22 protein-coding genes and 1 tRNA gene are annotated in these 26,161 nt (G+C 67.4%); 6 read left to right on the top strand and 17 right to left on the bottom strand.

What is annotated here, in order from left to right; genetic code table 11:
* Nucleotides 1–681: a TetR/AcrR family transcriptional regulator gene (locus ACQCVD_RS05380; RefSeq protein ID WP_426822692.1), complete on the top strand. Its 681-nt coding sequence runs from the start codon at nucleotides 1–3 to the stop codon at nucleotides 679–681.
* 22 nt (nucleotides 682–703) lie between these two features.
* Here ACQCVD_RS05380 and ACQCVD_RS05375 read toward each other — a convergent pair whose 3' ends face one another.
* On the bottom strand, nucleotides 704–1,108 hold the full coding sequence (locus ACQCVD_RS05375) for a holo-ACP synthase (protein ID WP_426822855.1): 405 nt from the start codon (nucleotides 1,106–1,108) through the stop codon (nucleotides 704–706).
* A 140-nt stretch (nucleotides 1,109–1,248) separates the two neighbouring features.
* Between ACQCVD_RS05375 and ACQCVD_RS05370 the strand changes: the two genes are divergently transcribed.
* Complete coding sequence (locus tag ACQCVD_RS05370) at nucleotides 1,249–1,878, top strand: hypothetical protein (protein WP_426822691.1); 630 nt, start codon at nucleotides 1,249–1,251, stop codon at nucleotides 1,876–1,878.
* A gap of 154 nt (nucleotides 1,879–2,032) precedes the next feature.
* On the opposite strand, the gene ACQCVD_RS05365 is transcribed toward ACQCVD_RS05370, so the two are convergent.
* From ACQCVD_RS05365 to ACQCVD_RS05355, 3 genes are all read right to left on the bottom strand, one after another.
* On the bottom strand, nucleotides 2,033–11,137 hold the full coding sequence (locus ACQCVD_RS05365) for a fatty acid synthase subunit beta domain-containing protein (protein WP_426822690.1): 9,105 nt from the start codon (nucleotides 11,135–11,137) through the stop codon (nucleotides 2,033–2,035).
* Nucleotides 11,138–11,373: 236 nt separating this feature from the next.
* Nucleotides 11,374–11,571 carry a hypothetical protein gene (locus ACQCVD_RS05360; RefSeq protein WP_426822689.1) on the bottom strand — a complete coding sequence of 66 codons (198 nt, stop codon included), beginning with the start codon at nucleotides 11,569–11,571 and terminating at the stop codon, nucleotides 11,374–11,376.
* 317 nt (nucleotides 11,572–11,888) lie between these two features.
* Nucleotides 11,889–11,973: transfer RNA gene (locus ACQCVD_RS05355), tRNA-Leu, on the bottom strand.
* Nucleotides 11,974–12,051: 78 nt separating this feature from the next.
* Between ACQCVD_RS05355 and ACQCVD_RS05350 the strand changes: the two genes are divergently transcribed.
* Together ACQCVD_RS05350 and ACQCVD_RS05345 are read left to right on the top strand one after the other, a co-directional pair.
* A complete protein-coding gene (locus ACQCVD_RS05350; RefSeq protein ID WP_426822688.1) occupies nucleotides 12,052–12,498 on the top strand; it encodes a hypothetical protein in 447 nt (148 codons plus the stop codon).
* Complete coding sequence (locus tag ACQCVD_RS05345) at nucleotides 12,495–12,866, top strand: DUF3817 domain-containing protein (RefSeq protein WP_426822687.1); 372 nt, start codon at nucleotides 12,495–12,497, stop codon at nucleotides 12,864–12,866. The genes ACQCVD_RS05350 and ACQCVD_RS05345 overlap by 4 nt, the downstream gene beginning before the upstream one ends.
* Nucleotides 12,867–13,537: 671 nt before the next feature.
* Here ACQCVD_RS05345 and ACQCVD_RS05340 read toward each other — a convergent pair.
* The 6 genes from ACQCVD_RS05340 to ACQCVD_RS05315 form a co-directional block, all read right to left on the bottom strand.
* Nucleotides 13,538–14,038: a hypothetical protein gene (locus ACQCVD_RS05340; protein ID WP_426822686.1), complete on the bottom strand. Its 501-nt coding sequence runs from the start codon at nucleotides 14,036–14,038 to the stop codon at nucleotides 13,538–13,540.
* 143 nt (nucleotides 14,039–14,181) lie between these two features.
* Nucleotides 14,182–14,805, bottom strand: a complete 624-nt coding sequence (gene rdgB / locus ACQCVD_RS05335) for an RdgB/HAM1 family non-canonical purine NTP pyrophosphatase (RefSeq protein WP_426822685.1) — start codon at nucleotides 14,803–14,805, stop codon at nucleotides 14,182–14,184.
* Nucleotides 14,805–15,551, bottom strand: a complete 747-nt coding sequence (rph, locus tag ACQCVD_RS05330; RefSeq protein WP_426822684.1) for a ribonuclease PH — start codon at nucleotides 15,549–15,551, stop codon at nucleotides 14,805–14,807. The genes rdgB and rph overlap by 1 nt, the downstream gene beginning before the upstream one ends.
* Before the next feature lie 49 nt (nucleotides 15,552–15,600).
* Nucleotides 15,601–16,368 carry an MBL fold metallo-hydrolase gene (locus ACQCVD_RS05325; RefSeq protein WP_426822683.1) on the bottom strand — a complete coding sequence of 256 codons (768 nt, stop codon included), beginning with the start codon at nucleotides 16,366–16,368 and terminating at the stop codon, nucleotides 15,601–15,603.
* Between the two features lie 120 nt (nucleotides 16,369–16,488).
* Complete coding sequence (gene murI, locus ACQCVD_RS05320) at nucleotides 16,489–17,322, bottom strand: glutamate racemase (RefSeq protein WP_426822681.1); 834 nt, start codon at nucleotides 17,320–17,322, stop codon at nucleotides 16,489–16,491.
* Nucleotides 17,315–17,794, bottom strand: coding sequence for a MarR family winged helix-turn-helix transcriptional regulator (locus ACQCVD_RS05315; protein ID WP_426822680.1), 480 nt, complete (start codon nucleotides 17,792–17,794; stop codon nucleotides 17,315–17,317). Before ACQCVD_RS05315 ends, murI begins: the two co-directional genes overlap by 8 nt.
* A 157-nt stretch (nucleotides 17,795–17,951) precedes the next feature.
* On the opposite strand from ACQCVD_RS05315, the gene ACQCVD_RS05310 reads away from it, so the two are divergent.
* On the top strand, nucleotides 17,952–18,902 hold the full coding sequence (locus ACQCVD_RS05310) for an aldo/keto reductase (protein ID WP_426822679.1): 951 nt from the start codon (nucleotides 17,952–17,954) through the stop codon (nucleotides 18,900–18,902).
* A gap of 146 nt (nucleotides 18,903–19,048) precedes the next feature.
* Here ACQCVD_RS05310 and ACQCVD_RS05305 read toward each other — a convergent pair whose 3' ends face one another.
* From ACQCVD_RS05305 to clpS, 7 genes are all read right to left on the bottom strand, one after another.
* Nucleotides 19,049–20,461 (bottom strand): amidase, encoded by a 1,413-nt coding sequence (locus ACQCVD_RS05305; RefSeq protein ID WP_426822854.1) that lies wholly within the window; start codon nucleotides 20,459–20,461, stop codon nucleotides 19,049–19,051.
* Nucleotides 20,451–20,636 carry a hypothetical protein gene (locus ACQCVD_RS05300; protein WP_426822678.1) on the bottom strand — a complete coding sequence of 62 codons (186 nt, stop codon included), beginning with the start codon at nucleotides 20,634–20,636 and terminating at the stop codon, nucleotides 20,451–20,453. Before ACQCVD_RS05300 ends, ACQCVD_RS05305 begins: the two co-directional genes overlap by 11 nt.
* A 236-nt stretch (nucleotides 20,637–20,872) precedes the next feature.
* A complete protein-coding gene (locus tag ACQCVD_RS05295; protein ID WP_426822677.1) occupies nucleotides 20,873–21,550 on the bottom strand; it encodes a rhomboid family intramembrane serine protease in 678 nt (225 codons plus the stop codon).
* Between the two features lie 72 nt (nucleotides 21,551–21,622).
* Nucleotides 21,623–22,519 carry a hypothetical protein gene (locus tag ACQCVD_RS05290; protein WP_426822676.1) on the bottom strand — a complete coding sequence of 299 codons (897 nt, stop codon included), beginning with the start codon at nucleotides 22,517–22,519 and terminating at the stop codon, nucleotides 21,623–21,625.
* A 149-nt stretch (nucleotides 22,520–22,668) separates the two neighbouring features.
* Nucleotides 22,669–23,628 carry a P1 family peptidase gene (locus ACQCVD_RS05285; RefSeq protein ID WP_426822675.1) on the bottom strand — a complete coding sequence of 320 codons (960 nt, stop codon included), beginning with the start codon at nucleotides 23,626–23,628 and terminating at the stop codon, nucleotides 22,669–22,671.
* Nucleotides 23,629–23,630: 2 nt separating this feature from the next.
* Nucleotides 23,631–24,173, bottom strand: a complete 543-nt coding sequence (locus ACQCVD_RS05280; protein ID WP_426822674.1) for a DUF2017 domain-containing protein — start codon at nucleotides 24,171–24,173, stop codon at nucleotides 23,631–23,633.
* 4 nt (nucleotides 24,174–24,177) lie between these two features.
* Nucleotides 24,178–24,477, bottom strand: coding sequence for an ATP-dependent Clp protease adapter ClpS (gene clpS, locus ACQCVD_RS05275; protein WP_426822853.1), 300 nt, complete (start codon nucleotides 24,475–24,477; stop codon nucleotides 24,178–24,180).
* Between the two features lie 222 nt (nucleotides 24,478–24,699).
* Between clpS and ACQCVD_RS05270 the strand changes: the two genes are divergently transcribed.
* Nucleotides 24,700–26,037 (top strand): nicotinate phosphoribosyltransferase, encoded by a 1,338-nt coding sequence (locus ACQCVD_RS05270; RefSeq protein ID WP_426822673.1) that lies wholly within the window; start codon nucleotides 24,700–24,702, stop codon nucleotides 26,035–26,037.
* Nucleotides 26,038–26,161 lie beyond the last annotated feature (124 nt).

The raw sequence follows: 26,161 nt of genomic DNA, 5'->3' as shown, positions 1-26,161 counted from the left end.
ATGACGAAGGACGAATCCGGCCTCTCCGCCGCTCAGGAAACCGGGGCCGCTGACGGCTCCGAGATCCTGGTGCCGCGCCGACGCCCCGCCCAGCAACGCAGCCGTGAGCGTTTCAACCGCATTCTCACCGCTGCGCGTTCTGTGCTGGTCGACATGGGATTCGAGTCCTTCACCTTCGACGAGGTGGCCCGCCGCGCCGAGGTGCCCATCGGCACGCTCTACCAGTTCTTCGCCAACAAGTACGTCCTGATCTGTGAGCTGGACCGGGTGGACACCGCCGTCAACGTCGAAGCCCTGCAGCAGTTCTCCCAGCGCGTGCCGGCCCTGCAGTGGCCGGACATCCTGGATGAGTTCATTGACCACCTCGCGGTGCTGTGGCGCGACGACCCCTCCCGGCGGGCGGTCTGGCACGCCATCCAGTCCACACCCGCCACCCGGGCCACCGCCGCCGCGACCGAGAAGCAGATGCTGGAGATCATCGCCGCGGTGGTCGAGCCCCTGGCCACGGACTCGACCTACGCGGACCGGATGCAGCTGGCCGGGCTCCTCGTCCACACGGTGTCCTCGCTGCTCAACTACGCGGTGCGGGACATGGACCGCGAGGGCTCGAACTTCGATTCCGTGGTCGACGAGATCAAGCGGATGCTGGTGGCGTACCTGTTCGCCGTGGCCACCTCCTAGGATCCGTGGCCCCGGTCACCGGCTAATCGACGACCGTGAGCAGGCAGGTCGCTGTCGCGTAGTCCCCGTCATGGCTGATGGACAGCGCGAGGTGCGGCTGCCCCACCGATTCCCGCAGCGCGGCGGCCACCTGTCCGGTAGGTTCCACCGCCACGCGTCCCCAACGGTCGGCGTGCACCTCGATCTCATGCCACCGCACCTGTTCCGGGGTGATGACGGGAGGCCGCCCGAACATCGCCTGAGACCAAGCCTTGATGAAGGCCTCCTTCGCGGCCCAGCGTCCGGCCAGATGGTCGTTCCGGTCCGGTTTCCCGGCGGCCACCCGCAGTTCCACCGCGGAGAACACGGTCTCGAAGGTGCTGCCGGGACGTCGCAGCTGTTCCGCGAAGGCGGGTACGTGCACGAGATCCACTCCGATGAAATTCACGGACGCCATCTTTCCATGTCCGGGGGCTGGCGGGCTATCCTGGCTGAGAGTTCGAAGCGACGTGAAGTGAGGAAGCAATGAGGTTCTGGGGGAGATTTCGGGGTTTCCGCACCATCCGGACTGGCCATGACCGCCAGGAGGTGACGCGGCCCCACCGCCGCGGGGAGCTGGCCCTGACCCGGGCCCGTGACATCCTCCGGCAGCGTGGCTGGGTGATCCCGGAGCAGGATGAACAACTGCTCCGGGAGACCCTGGCCGAGCTGCACGAGCTCAGTTTCCGGCCCGCCTTCGTCCCCGATGCCGCATACGTCGCCTGGCAGCTGGGCGGTGATTTCACCGCGTTCCGGAACTCACCACACCGGGTCCTGCTGGGTCTGCGCGCGTTGGAGGAGGAGCCGCTGTTCCAGCGGGTCCTGCTGCCCCATCCGGCGGGCGTGGAGAACGAGGATTCCTACGTGGACCTGCTCTGGGAGGCCGCCGCGGCCGCAGGCACCTCGGAATTTCTCAGCGGCGTGAACTGGGGCATGGATTTCCGGCGCACCCGCCGGGGTTTCCTCAACTACACCTTCGCGCAGCGCCGCCACAGCACGTCCATCACCATCGACCAGGACCACTGGGACCAGACGGCGCTGCGCCAGATCACCACCTCAGTCACCCCTTCCAGTCATGACCTGATCTTCGACGGGACAGCGTTGTTCTGCTGGGCTCCCGTCCGGCATGCCGGGCAGATGCTGACAGCCCTGGGCGGGAACCCCCGCGACACCTTCTGAGCGGCACCGGGGCTCCTCCCGGGGCTTCTCCCCAAGGTCTTCCGGGAGCGCCGGCAACGCGACCGGCCCGGCACCTCCCGGAGAACACTCCAGGGGATGCCGGGCCGGTCGGGCACAGCCGGAACGGTCCGGGCCGGGCTCGGGAACTAACTGACTACTTCAGCTCCTCACCGGTGCGCAGGATGCCGTCCCGCAGGCGGGCGTCGTCATCCAGCAGCACCGCGGCCTCGCGCTCCTTGATGGCTTCACCGGCCGTGCCGAGGTTGCGGTCGACCGGGCGCTCGTAGAGGGACACCTTGCCGATCATGCCGTCGGCGATCCGGCGCAGGCCGGCCACCTCGCGGGCGGCGGCCCGCTCCTGCCAGGCCGCGGCGGCCTCCTCGCCCCGCTCGGCGCGCAGGGCCTCGACGAAGGCGGCCGGGTGAACCAGGGCCACCAACGCGGAGACGTGACCGAAACCGAGCGAGGTGATCAGACCCGCCTTCGGTGCCTTGGCCGACAGGTCCAGCGGCTTACGCAGCCAGACCAGGTGCTGGTGACGGGCCAGGACCGGATCCACGCAATCGAGCGAACGGTTCGCCGGGACCAGTCCGGTGCGCAGGACCTGCGCCAGGCCGGCCATCTGGAAGGCGGCGGCACCACCCTTGGAGTGGCCGGTCAGCGACTTCTGGGAGATGACGTACAGCGGGTTGCCGTCGGCGCGGCCCATCGATGCCGCGATGCGCTCGTGCAGGTCGGACTCGTTCGGGTCATTGGCGTTGGTGGAGGTGTCGTGCTTGGACACGATAGCGATGTCGTCAGCCTCGATACCCACCTTGGCCAGCGACTGCGCCAGACGCGAGTCCAGGCCGCCGCGGGCCGCGGAGAGCGCACCCAGGCCCGGGGCCGGGATGGAGGTGTGCGCACCGTCCGCGAAGGACTCCGCGAAACCGAGCACTCCGAGCACCGGCAGGCCCATGTCGGCCGCCAGGGAGGCACGGGCGACCAGGATGGCGCCACCACCCTCGGACTCGATGAACCCGGCGCGGCGACGGTCATTGGCCCGGGAGAAGTAACGGTGCTCAATGCCCTTGGCCTCCAGCTCCGCGGAATCTGCGGTGGCGGCCATGTCGCCGAAGCCGGTGATGCCCTCGATCGAGAGGTCATCCAGGCCGCCGGCGACCACGAAGTCGGCCTTGCCCACGCGGATCTTGTCCATGGCCTCTTCCACGGACACCGCGGCGGTGGCACAGGCGGCGACCGGGTGGATCATCTGGCCGTAGCCACCGACGTAGGACTGCATGACGTGGGCCGCGACGACGTTCGGCAGGGCCTCCTGCAGGATGTCGTTGGCACGCTGCTCCGCCAGCAGACCGTCGATGTAGAGCGAACGCATGGACTCCACGCCACCCATGCCGGTGCCCTGGGTGGAGGACACACGGGCCGGGTGCAGCTCGCCGAGCAGTTCCGCCGGGTCGAAACCGGAGGACAGGAAGGCGTCGACGGTGCAGACCAGGTTCCACAGGGCCAGCCGGTCGAGGTTGTCGATCATGTCGGCCGGGATGCCGTAGACCGCCGGGTCGAAGCCCTCCGGGATCTGGCCGCCCACGAAGCGGGACATGGCCATCCGGCGCGGCACGCGGATCGCGGAACCGGCGTGGCGGACCACGGTCCACTCCCCCGCCTCGGCGTCGAAGTAGGCCGAGGTGTTGTCCGGCTCGGATTCGACGAAGGTGCGGGCGGTGTCCTTGTCGGCCACGTTGAAGCTGAGATCACGGTCGAGGTAGACGGTGGTCAGCTCCGGCGCGAGGTTGGTCACCATGTGGAAATCATCGTGGTATTGGCGGATCCCCACCTTGGCCACGACCTCGTCGTGGAAGCGGTCGTAGATCTCCTCCTCCGGCACCTCGTTGTCCTCGGCGTCGTACCAGCCCGGGGTCGGGTCATTGTCCCAGTGGAGCAGTCCCATGGACCAGGCGAGCTCGGTCACGCCGGCGGCGGTGAGGTCCCCGGTCAGCTCGGCGTCGAAACGCGTGCGGGCGGAGCCGTAGGGCCCCAGCTCACCGATACCGACGATGACGACCAGGTCATCGAGGCTCTCGTTGACCTGTCCGGAGAAGTCCGGGGTGGTCAGCGGCAGTCGGCGGTACGGGCTCGGCAGGGCGGCGACGGTGCGCGGCTCCTCGACGGAGGTCGTGTCGGCCGAGTGGTTGGCTGCGGCCTCGCGGGCGAGGTCGACGAGGTTGATCTCGGCCTCACCCAGACCACCGGTGAAGTCGACGACCACCGGGGACTTGGCGGCTTCGGCACGCACCTCGTCGGTGACCTGGCTGACCAGGCGCTCGGCGATCTCCGGGGTGGAGAAGGTGCGCACGCCCTTGGCCTCGACGAGCTCGACCATCGGGTCGTTGCCGCCCATGAGGCCGGTGCCGCGCACCCAACCGATCAGGGCGTGCACGAGGGAGGTGCGCGTGCCCCAGACGGTTTCGGCATGCCAGCGGGTGACCAGGGCGTCGATAGCCGCCTTGGCCTCGCCGTAGGCACCGTCGCCGCCGAAGCGGCCCCGGTTCGGCGAGCCCGGGAGCACCACGTGCAGGCGGTGTCCGACGTGCACGTCGCCGCCGATCTCGGACAGACCGGCGATCAGCCGCTCGACGGCCCAGAGCAGCAGGCGCATCTGGGACTCGGCCTGCGGTCCCGCGTCTGCCAGGGTGCCCTGCACGCGCGGGGCGGCGAACGGGAACAGCAGCGTCGGGATGAGCGCCTTCTTGGTGATCTGCTTCTTGCCGTTGACGGTGGCGGACTGCTCCGTGCCGATCCACTCGATCACGGAATCCAGGTCGCTGTAGGACGACAGGTTCGCCGGGACGATCCACAGCTTCGCGGCACCGCGGGCGGCGGAGGCGTAGAGCTCCTTGTAGAAGGTCAGGCGCTTGTGGTTCAGGTTCGAGGTGGTGACCACCACGGTCGCCCCTTCGGCCAGCAGCTCCTCGGTGATCGCGGCGGCGATCGAGTTCGGGGAGGCGCCGGTGACCACGGCGACGTCGGTCGCGTAGGCGAGCTCCGGGGTCCGGCGCGCGGCGGCGGCCAGCTCGTCCAGGCCCAGGTACTCGGCCTGCTTGGCGACGACCTCGCCGGCGCCGGAGACGTCGATGTCCGCGGCGTCGAGCTCACCCAGGGCGACCCGCGACAGGTCCTCCCTGGCGGAGGCCCAGCGGTCGTCGAGCAGGACGGCCCGGTCGGCGTCGAAGGACGGGGCGACCTGACGCGGCCAGTCGGAGCCGAGTTCGCGGGAGACCAGATCGTAGAGTGCCGCGTCGGCGTCCTCGTCGTCGAAGCCCTCGGTGTAGTCGATCTGCTCCAGACCCAGCTGGGACAGGATGGTGCGGGCGGTGGCGGCCAGGACGCCGGCCTTGCCGGTGACCTGCTCCGCGAACTCACCCAGAGCGGCGGAGTCCACGACTCCCCCGGCGGGTCCGCCGGCGGACGGCAGGGCGACGGCCACGCCCTGCTTGGCGGCCACGGCCTGCACGGCGGCGTCGATGAGCTGGTCCAGCTCGGCCGCGCTACCCGGGGCGGCCGGGGACAGGGAGGCCAGGTCCCCACCGCGCAAGGAGGCACCCTCGCGGGAGCCGAGGACGACCTCGGCGACCACGTGGTCGGCCCAGCCCTGGCCGAGCTGCCAGGTGCCGGTCACGCGCTCGGCGACGTAGTTCGGCTTCTTGCCGGTCGGGCCGGTGATCCGGCGCAGGGCGTCCGCGGCGGAATCGCCCAGGACAGGGCCGAAGGCCTGGTAGCCCTTGGCCATCTTGGACACGGTGACCTTCAGGTCGCCGAGCTCTGCGTCGGCGGCACCGTCGATGGCGCCCAGGCCGAACTCCACGCCGAGGTCCAGCAGCAGCTGGTTGCGGCGGGAGGAGACACCTTCCACCAGCGTCTCGATGGAGTCGGTCGCCCCCATCTGGTCCGGACGGACCTTGGTCCAGACGGCGATGAGCATCTCGGTGGCGTCGGCCGGGGTGAAGGAGATGTCCTCCGGGCGGGCGGCGCCGGCGGCGGCGACCGGGGTCTCGGTCGGGGCCGGTGCGGTGTTCGGCACGGTCGGGGCGGCAGCCTCCGCGGCCGGGGCGGACTCGGTCGCGGCGGTGTCGGCACCGGCGTCCTCCGCGACCTCGCGGACGATCTCGTCGGTCGCGAAGACGGTGGCGCGGTCGCGCTCGACGTTGAGGACCTCGATGTCGGCGTCGTGGTACTTCGGCAGCGCCAGGGTGCCACCCATCATGTTGGCCAGGGTCGGGGCGGCGCCGACGCCGACCTCGACGAAGCGTTCGACTCCCAGTCCACCCTTCTCCAGGGAGCGGATCAGCAGATCCTGGGTCTCGATCCAGCGGACCGGGGAGGCGAACTGCCAGGCCAGGAGCTCGATGAGCAGGACACGTGCCAGCGCCAGCTCATCCTTGACGCGCTCGTCGAAGTTCTCGGCGATCTCGCGCAGCAGCGGTGAATCGGCGACCTTGATCATGTCCTCGACAAAGTCTCGGGAGAGCTCGAAGGGCCGGGCGACCAGGTTCGGGATGTAGCGGCCGACCAGCACGTCCAGGTTGAAGTCGTGCGGCAGCAGCGAATCCAGGTGCGCGCGGAAGTCATCCACGCCGTCACGCAGGTGGGAGGAGTGGAAGGGCACGTCGATGCCCGGGATCATGACCAGGGCCTTCTGCCCCGGTCCCCGCTTCTCCGCCTCGGCGGCCAGCGCCTTCAGGCCGGCGCGGGTGCCGGCGATGGCGTACTGCTTGCCCAGCAGGTTGTGGTTGACGATCTCCAGGAATTCACCGGTGGCGGCGGAGACCTCGTTGATGAAGTCGTGGACCTCCCGGGCCTCGACGTCGGTGACCTTGATGCCGAACTTGTGCGGGCGCAGGGCCGCGAGGCCGTAGTTGGAGTTGCCGTCGGCGTCGCGGTCGACCAGGCGGTGCATGGTCAGGCCGCGGCGGTAGACGATCTCCACGACGGACTCCAGCGTCAGGACACCGGAGTAGGCGGCCAGGGCGTTGTACTCGCCGACGGAGTGGCCGGCGAAGAAGGCCCGCTGGTTCAGCGCGTTGGCCTCCTTCATCTCGGCGATCTGGGCGACGCCCAGGGTGGCCATGGCGACCTGGGTGAACTGGGTCAGGAAGAGCACGCCGTCCGGGTGCTGGAAGTGCTCGCCGTCGACCCAGACCTCGGTCGGGTTGTTCTGGACGATCTCCAGGACTGAGAAGCCGAGCTTGGCACGGGTGTGCTTGTCAGCGCGGTCCCAGACGTCGCGGGCGGCGGCCGAGGAGGCACGGGAATCCATGCCCATGCCCTGGGACTGGATGCCCTGGCCCGGGAAGGCGTAGAAGGTCTTCGGCGACGCCATCACGGCGGTGGCCTGCAGCACGAGGGTGCCGTTCACCGAGGCGGTGACGCTGCGGACCTCGCCGCGGCCCGGGCGGTCGTCGACGCCGGAGCGTTCGACGGTGAACTCGATGGTCTCGCCCGGCAGGACCGGCGCGAGCATGGTGGCGGTGTACTCCACGACCTCGCCCGGGGCGGTGGTGGTGGTCTCCTCCTCGGAGAAGCCGCCGCCGGCGATCAGCTCACCGATGGCGGAGGTCCACATGCCGTGGACGATCACGCCCGGCAGCCCGGCCAGACCGGCCGCGATGTCGGAGACGTGGATCGGGTTGCGGTCGCCGGAGACGATCGCGAAGGGGCGCATGCTGGTCGGGGCGACCACCTTGGCGTGGGAGCGGAAGCTGCGCGGGGTGTCCACCACGCTCGGCAGGGCCGAGGTGCTGGTGCGCGCGACGGAGTCGCCCTTACGGCCCGCAATGGCGAAGCGCTCGGACAGGGTGGCCAGCTGGGCGCGGCCCACGGCGATCTTGGCGCGGACGACGACCAGACGGCCCATGTCGGTGTCGGAGACCTCGTCGGCGGTGGCGGTGACCTTCAGCTCCACCGGACCGGTGCTCAGGTCGGGCAGATCGTCACACATCGTGATGTGGTGCTCGAGGTGGACCAGGGAGAGCATGCCCTCGACCACGGAGGCGGCGTCGGTGCCCGGGATGACCGCGGAGTTGACGGCGGCGAACACGGCCGGCCAGGCCCGTCCGACGAGCACGTCGGGGGCGGTGGAACGGGCGGTGATGCCGGCGGGCAGGTGCCCGATGGTGACGTTGTCGTAGTCGGCGGTCACCGAGGCATCCAGCGTGGTGGTCCAGGTGGCCACTCCGTCCTTGACCTCGGCGAGGGTGCCGCCGGCGGCCACACGGGTCAGCTCCGCCATGGCGCGTTCGGCGTCGGGCTGGGTGACCTGCGGGACAGCACTGACGACGGCCGTGCCGGGCACGGTGAAGCGCACGGTCAGCTCGGTGGTGGTGCCGAAGGCGGTGGATCCGGCCAGCGGCACGGTCAGGACGGCGTGCTCCTCGCCCTCGGCGAAGAGCTTGGCACCCGAGGGGGCGTGGGTGGCGGAGGTACGGTCCTCTGCCAGCACCCAGGCCTCCGGGGAGCCCAGCCGGTGGGTGAAGGAGGTGGCGTGGCGGCCGGCCCAGTAGGTGCCGGTGGCGGACAACACCTTCTCCACGACGGTTTCACCGGTCTCGACCGGCTCCTCGCCGGCGGCGGAAAGACGGTCGACGGAGGCCTGGTTGAAACGTGCCAGCAGGTCGGCGACGGGCTCATTGGCCTTGGTGATGCCGTCCACGGCCTCGGTGCCGGGGATGATGCAGACCTGGTCGGCGGTGTAGCGCTCGTCGTGGGCCTGCCACAGCGAGTCGGAGCGCCACCAGCGGCGCACGTCCGCGTCGATGACCGGCACGAAGTTGGCCGGCTTGCCCGGGTTGCGCAGCAGCTTGTTGATGAACCAGCTGGCGTCCGCCGGGTGCAGCAGCTCGGTGGCGGCCAGCGGGTAGGCCTGGACCAGGGCGGCGACGGCCGCGGCCGGGTCCTCATCCTGGGTCAGGGTGATCTGGGGGGTGAACTCGCCGTGGTCGACCTCGGTCAGGCGGGCCTCGACGCGCTCGAGCAGGCTGGTGAAGCGGCGGAACCAGGACACGTCGGTCCACCTGCCCTGGTAGGGGCCGGAGAGCTCGAGGAAACGCTCCAGCCACTGCTGGTAGGTCATCTCCTCGAGGTCACCGAAGTAGGGCTTGGCGGTCTTGGCGATCGCGGCGATGATCTCCTCACGGCGCGCGGCGACGGCTGCGGCGTCCCCGGCGACCTCGTCCAGCAGACGGCCGGCACGGGCGAAGGAGTTGTCGATCTCGTGGATGTCCGCGCCCAGCTGGGAGCGGCCGGAGGCCATACCCTCGGCGGCGCCGCCGGCGGCGACCCAGCCCGGGATGCCCTTGGTCTCCACCAGGGCCTGCTTGACGGCCTCGGAGGCGGTGGACTCCTTGGTGGCCATCGCGGCGGTGCCGATCATGATGGCGTCCACCGGCATGGCCGGCAGGCCGTGGGCGCTGGCCCACGTGCCGGTCAGGTAATCAGCGGCCCGCTCCGGGGTGCCGATGCCGCCGCCGACGGCCAGAATGACGTTCGGGCGCTGGCGGATCTCGGCGTAGGTGTTGATGAGGAGGTCATCGAGGTCCTCCCAGGAGTGGTGGCCGCCGGCCTTGCCGCCCTCGACCTGGGCGATGATCGGGATGTCCGGCACAGCGTCGGCGACCTTGAGGACGTCGCGGATGTGCTTGACCGCGCCCGGCTTGAAGGAGATCCACGGGAAGTTGGCGTCCCGCAGCTCCTGGACCAGGGCCGCGGCCTCATCCTTGCCCGGCATGCCGGCGGAGATGACGATGCCGTCGATCGGGGCGCCGTTGGCGCGGGCCTTGGGGACCAGGCGCTTGCCTTCGACGTGCATGCGCCACAGCTCGGGGTTCAGGAACATGGTGTTGAACTGGGCGTTGACGCCCGGGTCCAGCATCTCCGTCAGGCGGGAGAGGTTCTCGTCCAGGATGTCCGGGGTGACCTGGCCACCGCCGGCGAGCTCAGCCCAGTTGCCGGCGTTGGCGGCCGCGGCGACGATCGCCGGGTCCACCGTAGTCGGGGTCATGCCGGCCAGCATCATCGGCGAGTAGCCGGTCAGCTCGGTGAAACGGGTGACCAGGCGGAGGGCGCCGTCGCGCTTCTCAATACGCGGGGCGAAGACGGAGAAATCGACCGGCAGCTCGGGCGCCAGGCCGGCGTCGAAGAGCTGGGCCTGGCCGTCCGTGTCACAGACGACGAGCGTGCCGACGCCGCGGCCGGCGACGATGCGGCGGGTCAGCGGATCCACGCCCCCGTCCGGGCCCAGCTCCAGGATCCAGCGGGCACCGGCGTCGACAGCGGAGTCGACCTCGGCGGGCCAGTCCACGAAGGAGGTCAGTACCTTCTCCGCGAGATCCTGCGCCAGCTCGGTGTTCAGGTTGGCCACGCTGGCCCAGTTGTTGACCTGTGCCACGGCTGCCGCCATGGCCGGGTGGTGGAAGGCGGTCTGGACGTTCAGCGGGGAGAACTTCGGCGCGAAGGGCTGACCGCCGCGTTCCTTGTTCTCAATGGCCTTGGCGTCCCTGGCCGCCATCTTCTGCAGGCCGGCGATGACGTTGACGTTGTCGTGCGGGCGGCCGACGAGGACGAAGGCGTCCCGGCCGTTGCGGAGGCCGATGACCGGACGGATCTCTTCGGGGACCTCGCCACAGGTGGCGTCGATGGCCTTCTGCAGCTGCTCGCGGGTGATGCCGGAGACGGCGATCATCGGGACATCCTCACCCTGCTGGATCAGTCCGGTGATCCGGGATGTGCGGGTGATGGCGGCGCCGATCAGCTCCGCGATCGCCATGATCTCGGAGGCCTCTCCGCGCCCCTGCTGCCAGGCGGCGCCGAGCACGCCCTGGGAATGGCCGATGGCGGCGACGGCCTGGCCCAGATCCAGCCCCTGGCGCTTCAGGGATTCCCCGGTGGCCAGCTGGGAGGTGAAGATACCGGGGACGCTGACAGCCGCCTGGGCGGTGTCGAACCCCGGGTCGGTCTCATCCTGTGCCCAGGCCACGGGGTCGAAGCCGTGCGGGCGGGTGCCGGCGAGTTCGTCGGCCACGGCCTCAAGCTTGGCGGCAGCCTGCTCGACAACTGCTCCGACTGCGGTGGCGGTACCGGCTGCAACAGCGGCACGCAGCGTCTTCAGCCAATCGTAGCCCTGGCCGGCGAAGGCCAGTGCGAACGGTTCGGCGTCGAAGCGGTTGATCAGGCGGTCCACCCCGAGGGTGGTGCTGTATTCGGTCACGTGAAGCTCGCTCCTGTGTTTCCTACGATGCATGTCTAACCCAGGGCACACGGGTGCCCAGAAGTTTCGACTGCCAAATATGCCACAAAATCATGAGGAAAGCGTCATCTTTCTGCCCCAGCGGGTGACGTGTCGGAGGGCGCACAGCGGCGATTTCCCGGTCAGCCGACATGCCGATGTAACGCGAAACGCCCGCTGAGGGCCACGGCAACGCTTCTCTTTGCGCCGGTCACCGGCTATCCGAGAAGATCACGGACCAATTCTGCGGCATCATCCGTGGTAGTGTGTTCAACTCCACTTCCCGGGACAGTGGGGACAAGAATCACACCCTCCTCGGGCAAAAACTCCTGGCACTCATGATCCGGCTCCACCTCCACGATGGGAAGGGAACCGGTGGCATCGAACCAGTCATCAATGAAGTGGGAGATGCTCATGGGCCACACAGTAGTGGATGGCACGGACCGTGACAGGCTCCCGTGCCGGTGAATCCGCACGGGCCGAGGGGCCGCCGATGCCGCCCCGCGGTCTCCGGTGCCGTGTTCTCAGCCGGCAGCTCTCACTCATCTTCGGGCGAGAGCCGGGGAAGGCCCTGATCCGGGCCAGACAGCCTCTCCCCCGCCCGGCGCTGCCGACGCGCTCCCGGAAACAATGGAACCCAGGCCCGTGGCACGCTACTGGCGCCGCCACGACCCCGGGTCCGGGCTTCGTTTCCGGCGGCACCCGGGCCGGGCACCGCCGGGAAGCTGCGATGTGGTGCGCTCGGAGGGACTTGAACCCTCACGTCCTAGGACACTGGAACCTAAATCCAGCGCGTCTGCCAATTCCGCCACGAGCGCCTGACCACGGAAAGTGTACTTGGTCACCACCTCGGACAGCGAATCCGCTTTTCGGGGGTAGTTGGGTATCCTGGGGGCGTGAGCGAAAACAACGGTAACCACAAAGAGCGGAAGAAGGTGCGGGCGTCGCACGTCATCTTCATCAGTCTCGCCGTGATCGCCTGCATCTCCCTCGCATATTGGCAGTGGACACGATTCCAGGCGGGCTCCGGCACTTTCCAGAACCTCGGTTATGCCCTGCAGTGGCCGATGTTCGGTGCCTTCGTCGTGATCGCGTACCGACTCTGGATGAAGTACGAGAACGAGATGATCGACGCCCAGAACGAATCCGAGGACCCCAACGCCCTGTACGAGGCAGACAAGTTGATCTTCGAGGAGAAGTCGACCGAGATCGACGAGGAGTTCCTCCCGGAGCGGCCGCGGATCGACGTGGACACCTTCAATAAACTCAACACCCCGCGCCGGCATCGGCATGACTCCGACGATGCGGTTTCCGCGGGCGGAACCAACGAAAGCAACAGATGACTCAGCAGCAGTCCCCCGTTCAGCAGGTCCACCCGGAGCGGAAGCGGCGGGTTCGCACCGCCTTGACGCTCTTCTCCATCTCCGCCTGGGTGACCGGCGTCTTCCTGATCCTGCTGGTGATCCGCATGATCATGGAATACCTGCTCAACATGGAGCTCCCGGGGTGGACCACCCTGGTGGCCATTTTCCACGGCTGGGCCTACCTGATCTTCGTGATCTGTACATTCAACCTCGGCCTCAAGGCCCGGTGGCAGCCGGTGACCTGGTTGGTCACCGTGATTTCCGGTGTCGTGCCGTTCCTGTCCTTCTGGGTGGAGAACAGACGCCGCCACGAAGTCACCACGAAGTTCCAGTTGAACCAGAGCTAAGCCACGCCGCCGCCCGGCCAGGTTCTGAAGAATCGCCCTGAACCGCACACTACTGCGGCTCAGGGCGATCCTCATTGCTTATGCGGTCTTTCCTATTCTACTGCCCGCCCGGCGAGCACCGGTGGCCGATCCCGGCACGAGAACAGGAAGCGGGTCCAGCAGATTGTTGAACGCCGGGGCGCCGAAGACGAACCTAAGACAGACATGACAGGCACCTCACGGATTCAAGGGAGTGAGCGTGCGTCCGGGGTGTCCGGGCCGGTTTTAGGGAACCCCCGGAGCGCTCGGGCCGATAGGTTCCGGGGCCACGACTTCACAGCGGGAGACGAATCAGACCACCAGATCCCGATTTTCCCGGCCAGTGCAAGGGCTCCCCAAGCCTCCTACTGAAAACCGTGTGAACTCGGCTGATACCTCAAATTCAGGGGTTGCGCAGTCATCGGCGGCGCCGCTGCATCGGCACGAAGACCCAGGGCCGGGGTCGGGCCGTGCTTTCGCCACCCTCCGAGCCCCTTCTATCCACCACCAAGTCCGTGGAGCGATAACACTCAGGCAGGAATCAGCGTTGTCCCAGTTCTCGGGAGCCAGTAACGGCAGGCGCAAAATACCCCAATTTCGGGGGCAATATCCCGAGAACATCAGTCACCGACACCTTCAGCCGCCGGCTCCCCTCAGAGCTGCTGAACGATCTCCCGCTTTCCAATCGGGTCCGAGGTCTCCACCTCGATGTAGTAGTGCTTCGGTGCTTCCTTGCAGACGTCCGGGTCAGTGGAACGAGGTGATTTCCCGTCGGGTTGCACGGCGTCCGCGTACAGATTCACCTGCACTGTCGTGTCCGTCTCCTGGACCTCGACACGGTAGGGGGTACAGGCGCGGTCGGGCCCGGAGAAGCCGATCTGCAGGGTCTTCGGGCCGGTTTGTTTCTGCTGCTCCCATGCCTTGAGATCGCCGCCGACCAGGTTCTTTCCGTTCGGGGTCTTCACGTAGGACCACTCCCCGGCCCGGGAGGACGTGCTCGACGGGGCCGAGCTGACCGTCTGCTCCTGGGGTGCTGGAATGTAATCTGCAGTGTCAATATCGATGCCCAGAGCGGCAGCCAGGGCCATCAGGGCAGCAATGAAGGGACGGGTCAGGCCGGTGGCTCCACTCGACAACCACGTCAGCGACAACATGACACCTGTTCCTCAAAATCTGGGGCATGGACCACCACGACAGCGTCCACCGGTTAACTCTTCGCCCTCATCATAGCGCAGGACCTGAGAAAGCAGTAGGGACGTCTCAGCGCATTCCGAGACGTCCCTTCGACAATCGGGTGTTAAGCCCGGGCCAGGTTCGCGATATACGGCGCCAACTGCTCCAGTGCCTTGCCGCGGTGGGACAGAGCGTCCTTTTCTGCCGCGGTGAGCTGTGCGGAGCTGCGCCCCTCAGCTCCGATCAGTTCCTCTTCCATGGGAACGAACAGCGGGTCATAACCGAAACCGTTGTCCCCCACGAGCTCCCGGAGCAGATGACCGCGCCACTCCCCTTCCGCGACCCGTTCGGTGCCGTCCGGAGTCACCAGCGCACACACCGAAATAAATGCCGCGCCCCGACGGGAATCGGGCACGTCTGCCAGTTGCGCCAGCAGGAGATCATTATTGGCCCGGTCATCGCCGTGCTGGCCGGACCAGCGGGCGGAGAGCACCCCGGGCATCCCGTTGAGTTCGTCGACCGTCAGACCGGAGTCATCCGCCACTGTCACGTACCCGGTGGCCGCGGCACCGGCGCGCGCCTTGATGAGCGCATTATCAGCGAAGGTGCGTCCATCCTCGACGGGTTCGGGGTAGTCCGGGACGTCGGCGAGCGCCAGCAGCTCCACGCCGCTGATCCCGGCGGCGTCGAGAATCCGGCGCAGCTCGTTCAGTTTCTTCGGGTTGTTGGAGGCGACGTGGAGCTTCATCACTTCTCGTCCCCGAGTGCAGCGCGCTGGGCGGTGACCAATTCACGGCAGCCCTTTTCCGCGGCGTCGAGCATCTCGCTGAGCTGTTCACGACCGAAGTCGCCCTCCTCGCCGGTCCCCTGGATCTCCACGAAGCGGCCCCCCTCGGTCATGATGACGTTCATGTCGACCTCAGCGCGGGAGTCCTCCTCATAGGGCAGATCCAGGCAGACGTGGCCGTCGATGACGCCCACGGACACGGCGGCGACCGGCGGGAGCAGCGGGGAGCCGGGAACCACTCCCTGAGCCTTGAGCTGGGCGATGGCGTCGGCGAGTGCGACATATGCCCCGGTGATGGCGGCCGTGCGGGTGCCGCCATCGGCCTGCAGCACGTCGCAGTCGATGTTGATGGTGTTCTCGCCGAGCTGCGAGAGGTCCACGGCCGCACGGAGGCTGCGCCCGATCAACCGGGAGATCTCGTGGGTGCGGCCCTTGACCTTGCCGCGCATGGATTCCCGCGGCATGCGCTCATGGGTGGCAGCCGGCAGCATCGCGTATTCGGCGGTCAGCCAGCCCTCGCCGGAACCGCGCTTGAAGCGGGGCACGCCCAGCTCGGCGGAGGCGGTGCACATGACGCGGGTGTTGCCGAATTCGATGAGCACGGAACCGGCCGGGTTGCTGGTGAAGCCCCGGGTGATCTTGACGGTGCGCATCTGGTCGAGAGCGCGGCCGTCCGCGCGGTGGAACGTGTCGGAAGTTGAAGTCATGGGAGACAGCTTAGCGACGCCCCCGTTGCCGCGCGGTCCCCGGTTGACCTTAGAACTCGTAGACCTGGCCGCACTCGGCCACCTTGACGGGACCGTCGAATTCTTCGCGGGCCGCGCGCAGCGCCCCCTCCGGGTCCCCCCACGGCGGAATGTGGGTGAGCAGCAGTTTCTTGGCCCCGGCCAGGCGGGCGATGCGGCCCGCCTCTCCACCGGACATGTGCATCTGCGGCGGCCTGGGGGTGGTGCCGTCCCCCCAGGTGGCCTCACAGAGAAAGACGTCTGCGTCGCGGGCGCACTCGACGAGATTCTCGGTGTAGGCGCTGTCCCCGGAGTAGGCCAGCACCTTGTTGCTGGTGTGCTCGACGATCCGCAATCCGAAGGCCTCGATGGGGTGCACCACCGAGTAGGGCGTGATGTTGACCCGGTCCACGATCTCGGTGCGACCATGCTCCCAGGCGGCGAAGGCGAAAGAATCGGAGAAGTCGTCCACCTCTCCCGGCGTATCCGAGCTGAGCCGGCCGAGATGGTTCGGGGTGTCCGCCGGGCCGAAGCAGAGACTGCGCCCGTCTGCCGGATGGTGGGGGTGGAAGCGCCGCCAGACCAGGAGTGAGGGAAAGTCCAGGCAGTGGTCCGCGTGGAGGTGGGAAAAAACCACGTGGGCGTCGACCGGATCCTGGATCTGCTGGAGCTCACCCAGTGTCCCGGGGCCGAGGTCCATGATCACGGCAGGAGCGTTGTCAACGGTGACAAGGTACCCCGAGGCGGGATTGTCCGGCCCGGACACGCTGCCGGAACTCCCGAGGATGCGCAACTTCATGGGTTTACTCTGCCATGAATTTCAGCTTTCCTCGACTGAAACACTGCAAAGTTAAGAGATTGCACACCTTGGTGCACCAGGGTCACACCCCACTTCAGGGGCGGATCCGGGCGGTCGACACTACTGGATCGGTGACTTCACCGCGTGGTCCAGCCCGGGACCGAGGAAGCGAGCTGAGAGTTTCTCGAAGATCTCGGGGTCCCCCGTGGATTCGAAGACGCGGGTGGGCTCCTGCTCCCCCGGCTCAGCCAGCAGATCCCGCAGACTCAATTCACGCACCACTGCCTTGGCCGACTCCTCAGAGCTGGAGATCAGGGTGACCCCCTCACCGACAGCCAACTGGATGACGCCGGAGAGCAGCGGATAATGCGTGCAACCGAGCACGAGAGTGTCCACGCCGGAGCTCTGCAGCGGTTCCAGATATGCCTCCGCAACGCCCAGGATCTGCCGCCCGGTGGTGATGCCGCGCTCGACGAAGTCGACGAAACTCGGACAGGCCTGCGCGTGCACCTGAACGTTGGGATTCGCGGCGAACATGTCCTGATAGGCGCCGGACTTGATGGTTCCCACGGTGCCGATCACGCCGACCCGGCCGTTGCGGGTGGTGGCCACCGCACGGCGCACCGCAGGCTGAATGACCTCCACCACCGGAACGTCGTAGCGCTCCCGGGCATCGCGCAGGAAAGCGGCGGAGGCGGTGTTGCAGGCGATGACCAGCATCTTGCAGCCACGCTCCACCAGCTCATCGGCGATGCGGGTGGCGTGCTGCCGGACTTCGGCGATGGGCAGGGGGCCGTAGGGCCCGTTCGCGGTGTCACCGAGGTAGATGATGGACTCGTGCGGCAACTGGTCCATGATCGTCCGGGCCACCGTCAGCCCGCCGACTCCGGAGTCGAAGATCCCGATCGGTGCCGCCGGATCCGCTGGTGTACCCGGCTGCAGTCCCCTAGGCACGCGGCTTCCTCGGTGGGTTCAGGGAGTCCACGATCTTGGGCATGATCGCCGAGAGCTGTTCAATCTCCTTCTGCTCCAGGTTGTCGAAGACGAGCTTGCGTACCTCGTTGACATGTCCCGGCGCGGCGCGGCGCACCAGTTCCCAGCCCTCCTCGGTCAGCGCCGCCAGGGTGGAACGGCCGTCATCGGGGTCCGGCAGCCGGGTCACCCAGCCCTGCTTCTCCAGACGGGTGACCACACGCGACAGGTGCGAGAGCGTCATGTCCGACAGGGCCGCCAGCTCGCTCATGCGCAGTTTCTGTTCCGGGGCCATGGAGATCTGCGCCAGGGCGAAGTACTCATAGTGGCTGATGCCGATGTTTTCCTTCAGCTGTGCGTCCAGGCGGGAGGGCAGCCAGACATACAGCGACCAGATGTTCAGCCAGGTTTCGGTCTCAACCTCATTGAGCCACTTCACGGGTTCCTCACTCATATCGCCCCATCATATCGGCTCGCGGCGCGCTGCTGGCCACGACGGTACATTCGGCGCTGTCGGCCCTGCCCGGAAAATTTGATTGACGTATCAATTATTAGTGTCTAGGGTCGGCCTTGGACGAGATACCCGATCCACACGAGGAGATATGTTGACCATGACCACCCGCCGCATCCCCCGCACCGACTTTGACGTCTTCCCGTTGAACCTCGGCGGCAACCCCTTCGGCTGGACCGCCGACGAGCAGACCACCTTCGAGGTCCTCGACGCCTTCGTGGAGGCCGGCGGCAACTTCATCGACACCGCCGACATGTACTCCTCCTGGGTGGACGGGCACCAGGGCGGCGAGTCCGAGGCACTGATCGGTAAGTGGCTCAAGGAGCGCGACGCCTACGACAAGGTCATCGTGGCCACCAAGGGCGGCGCCCTGGAACCGAATGCGGGACTGTCCCGCGACGCGGTCTTCGCCGCCGTGGACGCCTCCCGCCAGCGTCTCGGGGTAGAGACCATCGATGTGTACTACTACCACTACGACGACGAGAACACTCCCATCGCGGAGCAGGTGGCCACCGCCACCGAGCTGATCGATTCCGGGCGGGTGCGCCATTTGGCCCTGTCCAACCACTCCCCGGAGCGGGCCCGCGAGTTCTTCGAGGCCGCCCGGGGCACCGCAGCCCTGCCGGTCGCGGTGCAGCCGCAGTACAGCCTGCTGCACCGTGGTGACGTCGAGAAGAACGGCTACGGCAAGCTGGCAGAGGACTTCAACGCCGCGCTGCTGCCCTACTTTTCCCTGGCCTCCGGCATGCTGACCGGCAAGTACCGTACCTCCGAGGATTTCAAGGGGGTTTCCCGGGAGGACTTCCTCGCCGGCTACGACAACTCCGGGGCCTTCGCCGTGGTTGACGCCCTGGTCAAGATCGCCGACGCCCACGACGCCGAGCCGACCACCGTGGCTCTCGCCTGGCAGCTCGCCAAGGGAGTTACCGCCCCGATCGCTTCGGTGTCCACTCCGGATCAGCTGCCGGCACTGATGGCCGCTCCATCGCTCCAGTTGGCCGACACCGAGGTCACGGAGCTGGACAAGGTTTCCGAGCCCTTCCTCAAGTAGCCCCACCTCAGACGAAGCCGCGTCCGACACACCCCGCGGCACCCCGGCCGCATGACCGGGGTGCCGCGGGATTCTGCCATATCCGGGTCTCGGATGGGTCCGATGATCCTGCCGGGTGCTGCGCTCTCAGACGCCCCCAGACGTCCTCAGGCTCCCACCGGCGCCCGCTGTCCCTGCATTGGATCGGTCGCCTCGATCCGGGCGGCCACATTGAACAGGGTCTCCTCCTCGAAGGCCCCACCGATCAACTGGAGACCAACGGGGAGCCCGTCCTTGAGCCCCGCCGGCAGAGTCAGCGCCGGAAGGCCGGTCAGGTTGCTCGGCCCGGTGTAGCGGATGAAGTTGTCCACCAGATCCACCTGGACGTCGTTCAGGTCCGCCATGACGGAACCGATGTCGGGCGCCATCACCGGTAGCGTCGGGGCGATGATGACGTCCACCTCCCGCAGGGCGGTGGAGAACTCCTGCTTGATCTGACGGCGGACCTGCTGGGCCTGCAGGTAGTCCACCGCGGTAAACAGCTCCCCCAGCTCAAAGAGGAAGCGGATGTCCGGTCCGAAGTCGTCCGGCCGGTTGACCAGATCATCGTGGTGGATCGCCGACGCCTCCGAGAGACTGGTGGCCAGTTCGGCCCACTCCGAGTAGGCCAGCGAAGGAATGGACACCTGCTTCACCGTTGCTCCGGCCGCCACCAGCTGGTCGATCTGGGCCCGGACGAGCTTTTCCACCCCGGTGTCGACATCACGGAAGAAGTAGTCCTCCTCGACGCCGATCACCAGCTCCTGCGGAGCACCGCTGGCGGCCGTGCCGTAGTCCCCCACCGGCACGTCGAGGGACGTGGGATCACGGGGGTCATGGCCCGCGATCGCCTGCAGCATTGCCGCGGCGTCGGCAACGCTCTTGGACATCGGGCCGATGTGGTCCAGGGTCCAGGCGAGCGGGAAGCAACCGAACTTGGCCACCCGGCCGTGGGTGGGCTTCATCCCGACCAGGCCGCAGGCCGCGGAGGGGATCCGGATCGAACCGGCGGTGTCGGTGCCCAGGGTGGAAAAGCTCATGTCCGCGGCCACTGCGGCCCCGGACCCACCGGAGGAGCCGCCCGGCACCTTGTCCAGGTCCCAGGGATTGCGCACGGGACCGAAGTGCGGGCTGTTGTTGTCGATGCCCCACGCGTACTCGTGCATGTTCAACTTGCCCGTGAGCACCACCCCGGCCTCCCGGAGCTTGTCCACCACGGTGGCGTTGTCACCGGGGACGAACTCCCCGTGGATCTTCGACGCCATGGTCGTGGTTTCCCCGGCGACGTAGAGATTGTCCTTGATCGCCATCGGCACCCCGTGCAACGGGCCACGGTGGCGGCCGGCGGCGATCTCGGCGTCGGCGTTGTGGGCCTCCTCCAGCGCCCGGTCATCCCGGAAACTGATGTAGGCGTTGACCGTACTGTTGAGACTGTGTGCGTGCTCCAGTAGCTGGCGGGTGACTTCCACGGAGGTCACCTCACCGGTGCGGATCAGCTCACCGACTTCTGTGGCGGTGCGCTTCAGCAGTTCATCGCTCAAGGTGATCACCACCGGGAATATTGCGCAGGGCGATGTCCGCATCCTCGAGCCTGATGCCCGACAGGTCCCCCTTGAGCCGCTGAATCTCGGACCACTTCGCCGGGAGCTTCTCCCGGTGCTCGGGCGGAAGGGTGATGCCCTTGCCCGCGAGCACTTCAGATATGAAAGCAGCCATCTACAAACCTCCGGAAGCAATGGGATTGTCATCCGGCCTGCGGCAGATATTCGCCGGGTACACCTGGGCCGGACTTGAGATCGACCCTACGTTAGCCAGCGCACGATTGCAGCGATACTGTAATTTGCGACACAGAGCGCACGGCTTTGCGGACCGGGAGCCGGGGGCCCGGCTCACCCGCTACCGGGCAGGCGATGGGGTGCCCGGCGCCGGGACGCACAGCGCCGCCTGGGCAGCTACCGTCCGAGTTGTCCCGGCCGGGTGGCGCTGAGCTGTTTCCGCTTCGGCCGCGGGTCATCGGAGGTGATGAAGACGCCCGCTCCGAGGCCACCCACGGCCCCGAAGAGGTGGGCCTGCCAGGAAACCCCCGGGGTCCCGGGCAACACGCCCCAGACCAGTCCCGAATAGACGAAGCCCAGGACGACGCCGAGCAGGATCTGAGTGAGGCTGCGGTTGAAGATGCCGCGGATGACCAGGTAGGCCAACCAGCCGTACACCAGACCGGAGGCGCCGATGTGGTTGGTGCCGACCCCGCCCAGCAGCCAGGTGCCGATTCCACCGATGAGCAACGCAATCATCGTCACCTCCCAGAACACCCGGTGCCCGGAGAGGCCGATCAGGAAGCAGAAGACCGCCCCCGGCACGGTATTGGAGATCAGGTGCTCCAGATTCGCATGCAGGAGCGGAGAGGTGAAGATGTGCCAGATCGAGGAAATGTCCAGCGGATGGATGCCGTAGTAATCCAGCGACCTGCCAAGCGCCAGGTTGAGGAAATACACCGCCCAGATCACCACGACATAGCCGATGCCGTAGGTCAGGCCGGTGCGCAGACGGGAAGGCTGCCTCGACGACTGTCGGGCCGGACGGTTACCACCGGGCATCGGTTGCAGCGGGAACTGGTTCTGGTAGCTCATGATGGTTCCCAGACTAGCCGGGGGAGTCCCTGAAAGTGAGGTGCGCTGGCGAAGACGGCCTCAGCCGCGCGACTAGCGGCAGCTGACGGGACGGGCGTCATCCAGCACCGGCTCCAGAGCCTCCGCGATCCGGGTCAGGGCCAACTGGCCGGTTTCATAGCTGCCGTCTCCGGGGTGGACCGCCAGAGCGATACCCACCTCTCCGGAACCGACGGGGAACAGCCCGAACTGGCGTACCAGATAGTCACCGGTGTCCTCATCCGGCCCCCACCCGCCCTTGAACACGGTGTCCGCCACCTGGCCGAGCCCGTAGCGGTGCTCATCATTGATGTGCCCCATCGATTCCAGCACCGGGCCCGCGCCGGCCATGCACCGCATCTGAACGGCCAGCTTCGCCTGCGCCGCCAGCGTCCATTCCGAGTCACCGAAACCGCGCGAGTTCTCCTCGAAGTGGTCACCGTCGATGACGGTGACCTCATCCCCGGTTTCCCGCAGCACGGCCTCGACCTGTTCCCGAGCGGACACCGCGTCGCCGAGCGACTCCCAGAGCTCAACGGCGACGTCGTTATCGGACTCCTCGATCGCGGCGTTGACCACCGGGACCAGATCGGGGTCGCTCCTCAAGGCGGCGACGGCCAGCGGCACCTTGACCGTCGACCAGGCGGCACCCGACATCAGCCGACCGGCCTGCTGCACGCCCGCTTCATCAAAGACCGCGATGCCGACCTGCACGTCGAGGTCATCGGCGACGATGCCGGCGATCTCATCCAGTTGGTAGGCCAGGGGCTGGCCGTCCAACTCCTCAATCACCTCCGACGGCACCGGATCCGGGTCGGATTCCGGGGCGGCGGTGCCGGTGACGGTCTCGGTGACCGAACCGGGCAGCGAGCAGGCGGAGATCCCCAGGCTGGCGGCCACCACGAGGGCGAAGACTCTGCGGGACAGGCCCCTCGGACCGGGTACGTACATCGATTCCTTCCACGGGCGGTGCATTAACTGGGGGAAGCGTCCGCGACCGCCGGGGATCACCTCCGCAAGCAGTAGTACCACCTGTGGACATCGCTAACCAAAGCAGACGGGCGGCTCCTCCGGCAGTTCCCAGGAAGCCGACAGGGAACTCACACCTGCCCCGAGTCCCGCTTCCGTAACTCCCCCCAGGTGCTCAGCGAGAGCCCAGGTTCCGCTGTGGTCACAGCCGTGACAATCGCCTCCCGCACGCACTCCGCCGCAGCAGCGGACAGCTCCGCGAGCTCCGCGACGCCCACCCCGGAACCGTCACCGGTGGCCATGGTGAACAGGGTGTCGCCGTCCATCGGAGAATGCGCCGGATACACCGCCCGGGCGATCCCGTCATGCCCCACCATCGCCACCCGGGTGGCCTGCGCCTTGTTCAGCGGGGCGTCGGTGGCGATCACCCCGATCGTCGTGTTGAGCTTCGCCCCCGACGCCCCCAGGGCCCCGAACGCAGCGGGGTCGACGGGCGGTAGGGACGGCGCCCCGAAGAGGCGTCCGGTGGCAGCGTCAATGACCTCGCCCACGGGATTGGCCACCACCCCGGCCGCCACGGTCCATTCCCCCACCCGGGCCACCGCCTGTCCGAAACCACCGCGCACCCGGCCCGCGGTCGCCCCGCAGCCGGCCCCCACCGAACTGCTTGCCGACGCCGCGTCCGCCCCGCCCAGGGCCGACTCGACGGCCCGGGAACCGGACGCCGCGGTCGGTCGGTTTCCGGGATCTCCGACATCCAGGTCGAAGATGACCGCGGCCGGCACAATCGGCACAATCGGCCCGGGCCGGTCGGGGCCGAAGACCGGGAAGCCGATACCCCTGGTCTCCAGGGTCGTCATCACCCCGTCGGCCGCGGCCAGCCCGAACGCCGAGCCGCCGGTGAGGGTGACGGCGTGGACCCGCTCCACGGTGTTATGCGGGGCCAGCAGGTCAGTTTCCCGCGTCCCCGGTCCCCCACCGCGCACGTCCACCGCACCCACCGCCCCGGCCGGGGCCACCACGACGGTGACCCCGGTGTCCCCGGCGCTGTCGTGGCCGAGATGGATGCCGGGGACGTCGGTAAGCGTCATCGCTAGTTACCCATCATGGCGCTGAGCAGCGAGTCCTGGTTGAACGCCAGCCATTCCACCAGATTGTCCCGGTCCTGGACCGCCTGTTCCCCACCGCGGACTTCCCCGGCGGCAACGAATAACCGGATGTCATTCAGGGCAGCGGCCCAGCTCTGGGCCTCCTCTTCGGTCGCCGTGACGGTGACGCCGCCGTCCGGACCGAGCGCATGGTTGAGCACCTGGAGGTTGGCGAGCTTGGCCTTGGTGATGTCATTCTCATGCAGAGAGCGCAGCAGCGAGTTGTCGCCGTCATACTCTTCATCGCCGTCGCGTTCGAAATCAGGCAGCAGACGGGCCAGCGAGGGATCCTCCGGAGCATCCTTGTGCCCCGAGGGGATCCCGGTCATCTCCGCCAGCTCATCCTTCGGTGCGGATTGCGCCCGCTTGATCAACGCCTCGGAAACGGTGGCGGAGAGGTCACCGAGCACTTCGCGTTCCATCGGCTCGAGCACGCAGCTGTACTTTGCCGCGCGCATGAGACCTTTCTTCTTCTTCCATGGCTGCATACTTCTATCCTGCCTGCTGCATCGTCGCCCACAGGCCGGCGGTGTGGAGTTTCTTCACGTCACCTTCGACCTTGTCCTTCTCCCCCGAACTGACCACTGCCTTGCCCTCGGTGTGGACCTGCATCATCAGTTCATTGGCGCGTTTACGGCTGTAGCCCAGCACCGTCTGGAACACGTAGGTCACGTAACTCATCAGGTTGACCGGGTCATCCCAGACGATGCAGAGCCAGGGGAGGTTCTCACTGGTGGCGACATTGACCTCGATATCCTCCTCGACGTCGGGCGTGGCCATGGGGGAACCCATCAACCGCACCGCCGGCCGCCGAGTGGTGGATGGCACGGGGGTGCCCGGGTCCGCCGCCACGGCGTTTACCCAGGGGCAATCCAGCTTTTCGTCAATTGGCCCTTTCATGTCAGCCAGCCTAGTCAAGCTCTCGAACAAGTGTGGATCAGGGCACACTAAGTGGGCCCCCTTTTCGGACACGGTCGCCCCTGCCCCTCACCCACCTGCATTAAGGTGGGGGCTGTGAATTCCCCAGACCAGTCGTCGCTCCCGAAGAACCGCTCCACGTCATTTTTGACGGACAAGTATGAACTGACCATGTTGGAGGCGGCCCTCGCCGACGGCACGGCCAACCGCGAGTGCACCTTCGAGGTGTTCTCCCGGAAACTGCCCAATGAACGCCGCTATGGCGTGGTGGCGGGAACGGCCCGGGTGCTGCGCGCCATCAGAGATTACGTGTTCACCGAGGATCAGCTGGCCACGCTGGACTTCCTCAATGCCGAGACGGTGGATTACCTGCGTAACTTCCGGTTCTCCGGGCAGGTCGACGGCTACCGTGAGGGTGACATCTACTTCCCCTACTCCCCACTGCTGACGGTGCGCGGTACCTTCGCCGAATGCGTCGTGCTGGAAACCGTGGTCCTGTCGATCATGAACGCGGACTCGGCCGTGGCCTCCGCCGCCGCGCGCATGGTCACCGCAGCGGACGGCCGACCGATCATTGAGATGGGTTCCCGGCGCACCCACGAATACGCCGCCGTCACCGCCTCCCGGGCGGCCTACCTGGCCGGCTTCACCGCCACCTCCAATATGGAGGCCTCCTACCGCTACGGCATCCCCGCCTCCGGCACCTCCGCCCACGCCTGGACCCTGCTGCACGTCAACGCAGACGGCAGCCCGAACGAGGCTGAGGCTTTCCGTTCCCAGGTCGAATCTCTCGGTGTCGACACAACTCTCCTGGTCGACACCTATGACATCACCAAGGGAGTGCAGACCGCGATCGAGGTGGCCGGCACCGAACTCGGCGGCGTACGTATCGACTCTGGAGACCTGGGGGCTCTCACCCGGCGGGTCCGCAAGCAGCTGGATGAGCTCGGCGCCTACAACACCAGGATCGTCGTCTCCTCCGACCTGGACGAGTTCGCCATCGCCGGTCTACGCGGCGACCCGGTGGATGTCTTCGGCGTAGGCACCTCGGTGGTCACCGGTTCCGGAGCCCCGACCGCCAGCATGGTCTACAAGCTGGTGGAAGTTGAGGGGAACCCGGTAGCCAAGCGCTCCCGGGGCAAGGCCATGCAAGGCGGTGCCAAACGGGCGGCGCGTACCCACCGGGCCTCCGGCACGGCCGTCGAGGAAATCGTCTACCCCTTCCACTCTGAGCGCCCGGACTGCGGCAATCTCCTCGTGGATGAACTGACCATCCCCCTGATCCGTGACGGTGAGATCATCGCGGGGCTGCCCGACCTGGACACCTCCCGGGAGTTCCTGTCCCAGCAGCTGGTCAAGCTGCCGTGGGAGGGGCTCGCGCTGTCACGGGATGAGCCCGCGATCAGCACCCGCTTCGTGGGGTTCCCCGACTAGTAGTGCTTTGTTAGGTGGGGGCGCGGCCACAGTACGGGCAATAGGCCAACAACCTGATGACAGCGGTCTGGAGTTCGGCGAGTGTGACATAGAAACTCACACCGCCTTGCGCGCTTTTGGGTCC

This window comes from Corynebacterium halotolerans (assembly GCF_050107895.1).
Taxonomy (GTDB): Bacteria; Actinomycetota; Actinomycetes; order Mycobacteriales; family Mycobacteriaceae; genus Corynebacterium; species Corynebacterium halotolerans_B.
The sequence above is the reverse complement of the archived record's forward strand: the minus strand, read 5'-3'. Positions and strand labels throughout refer to the sequence as shown.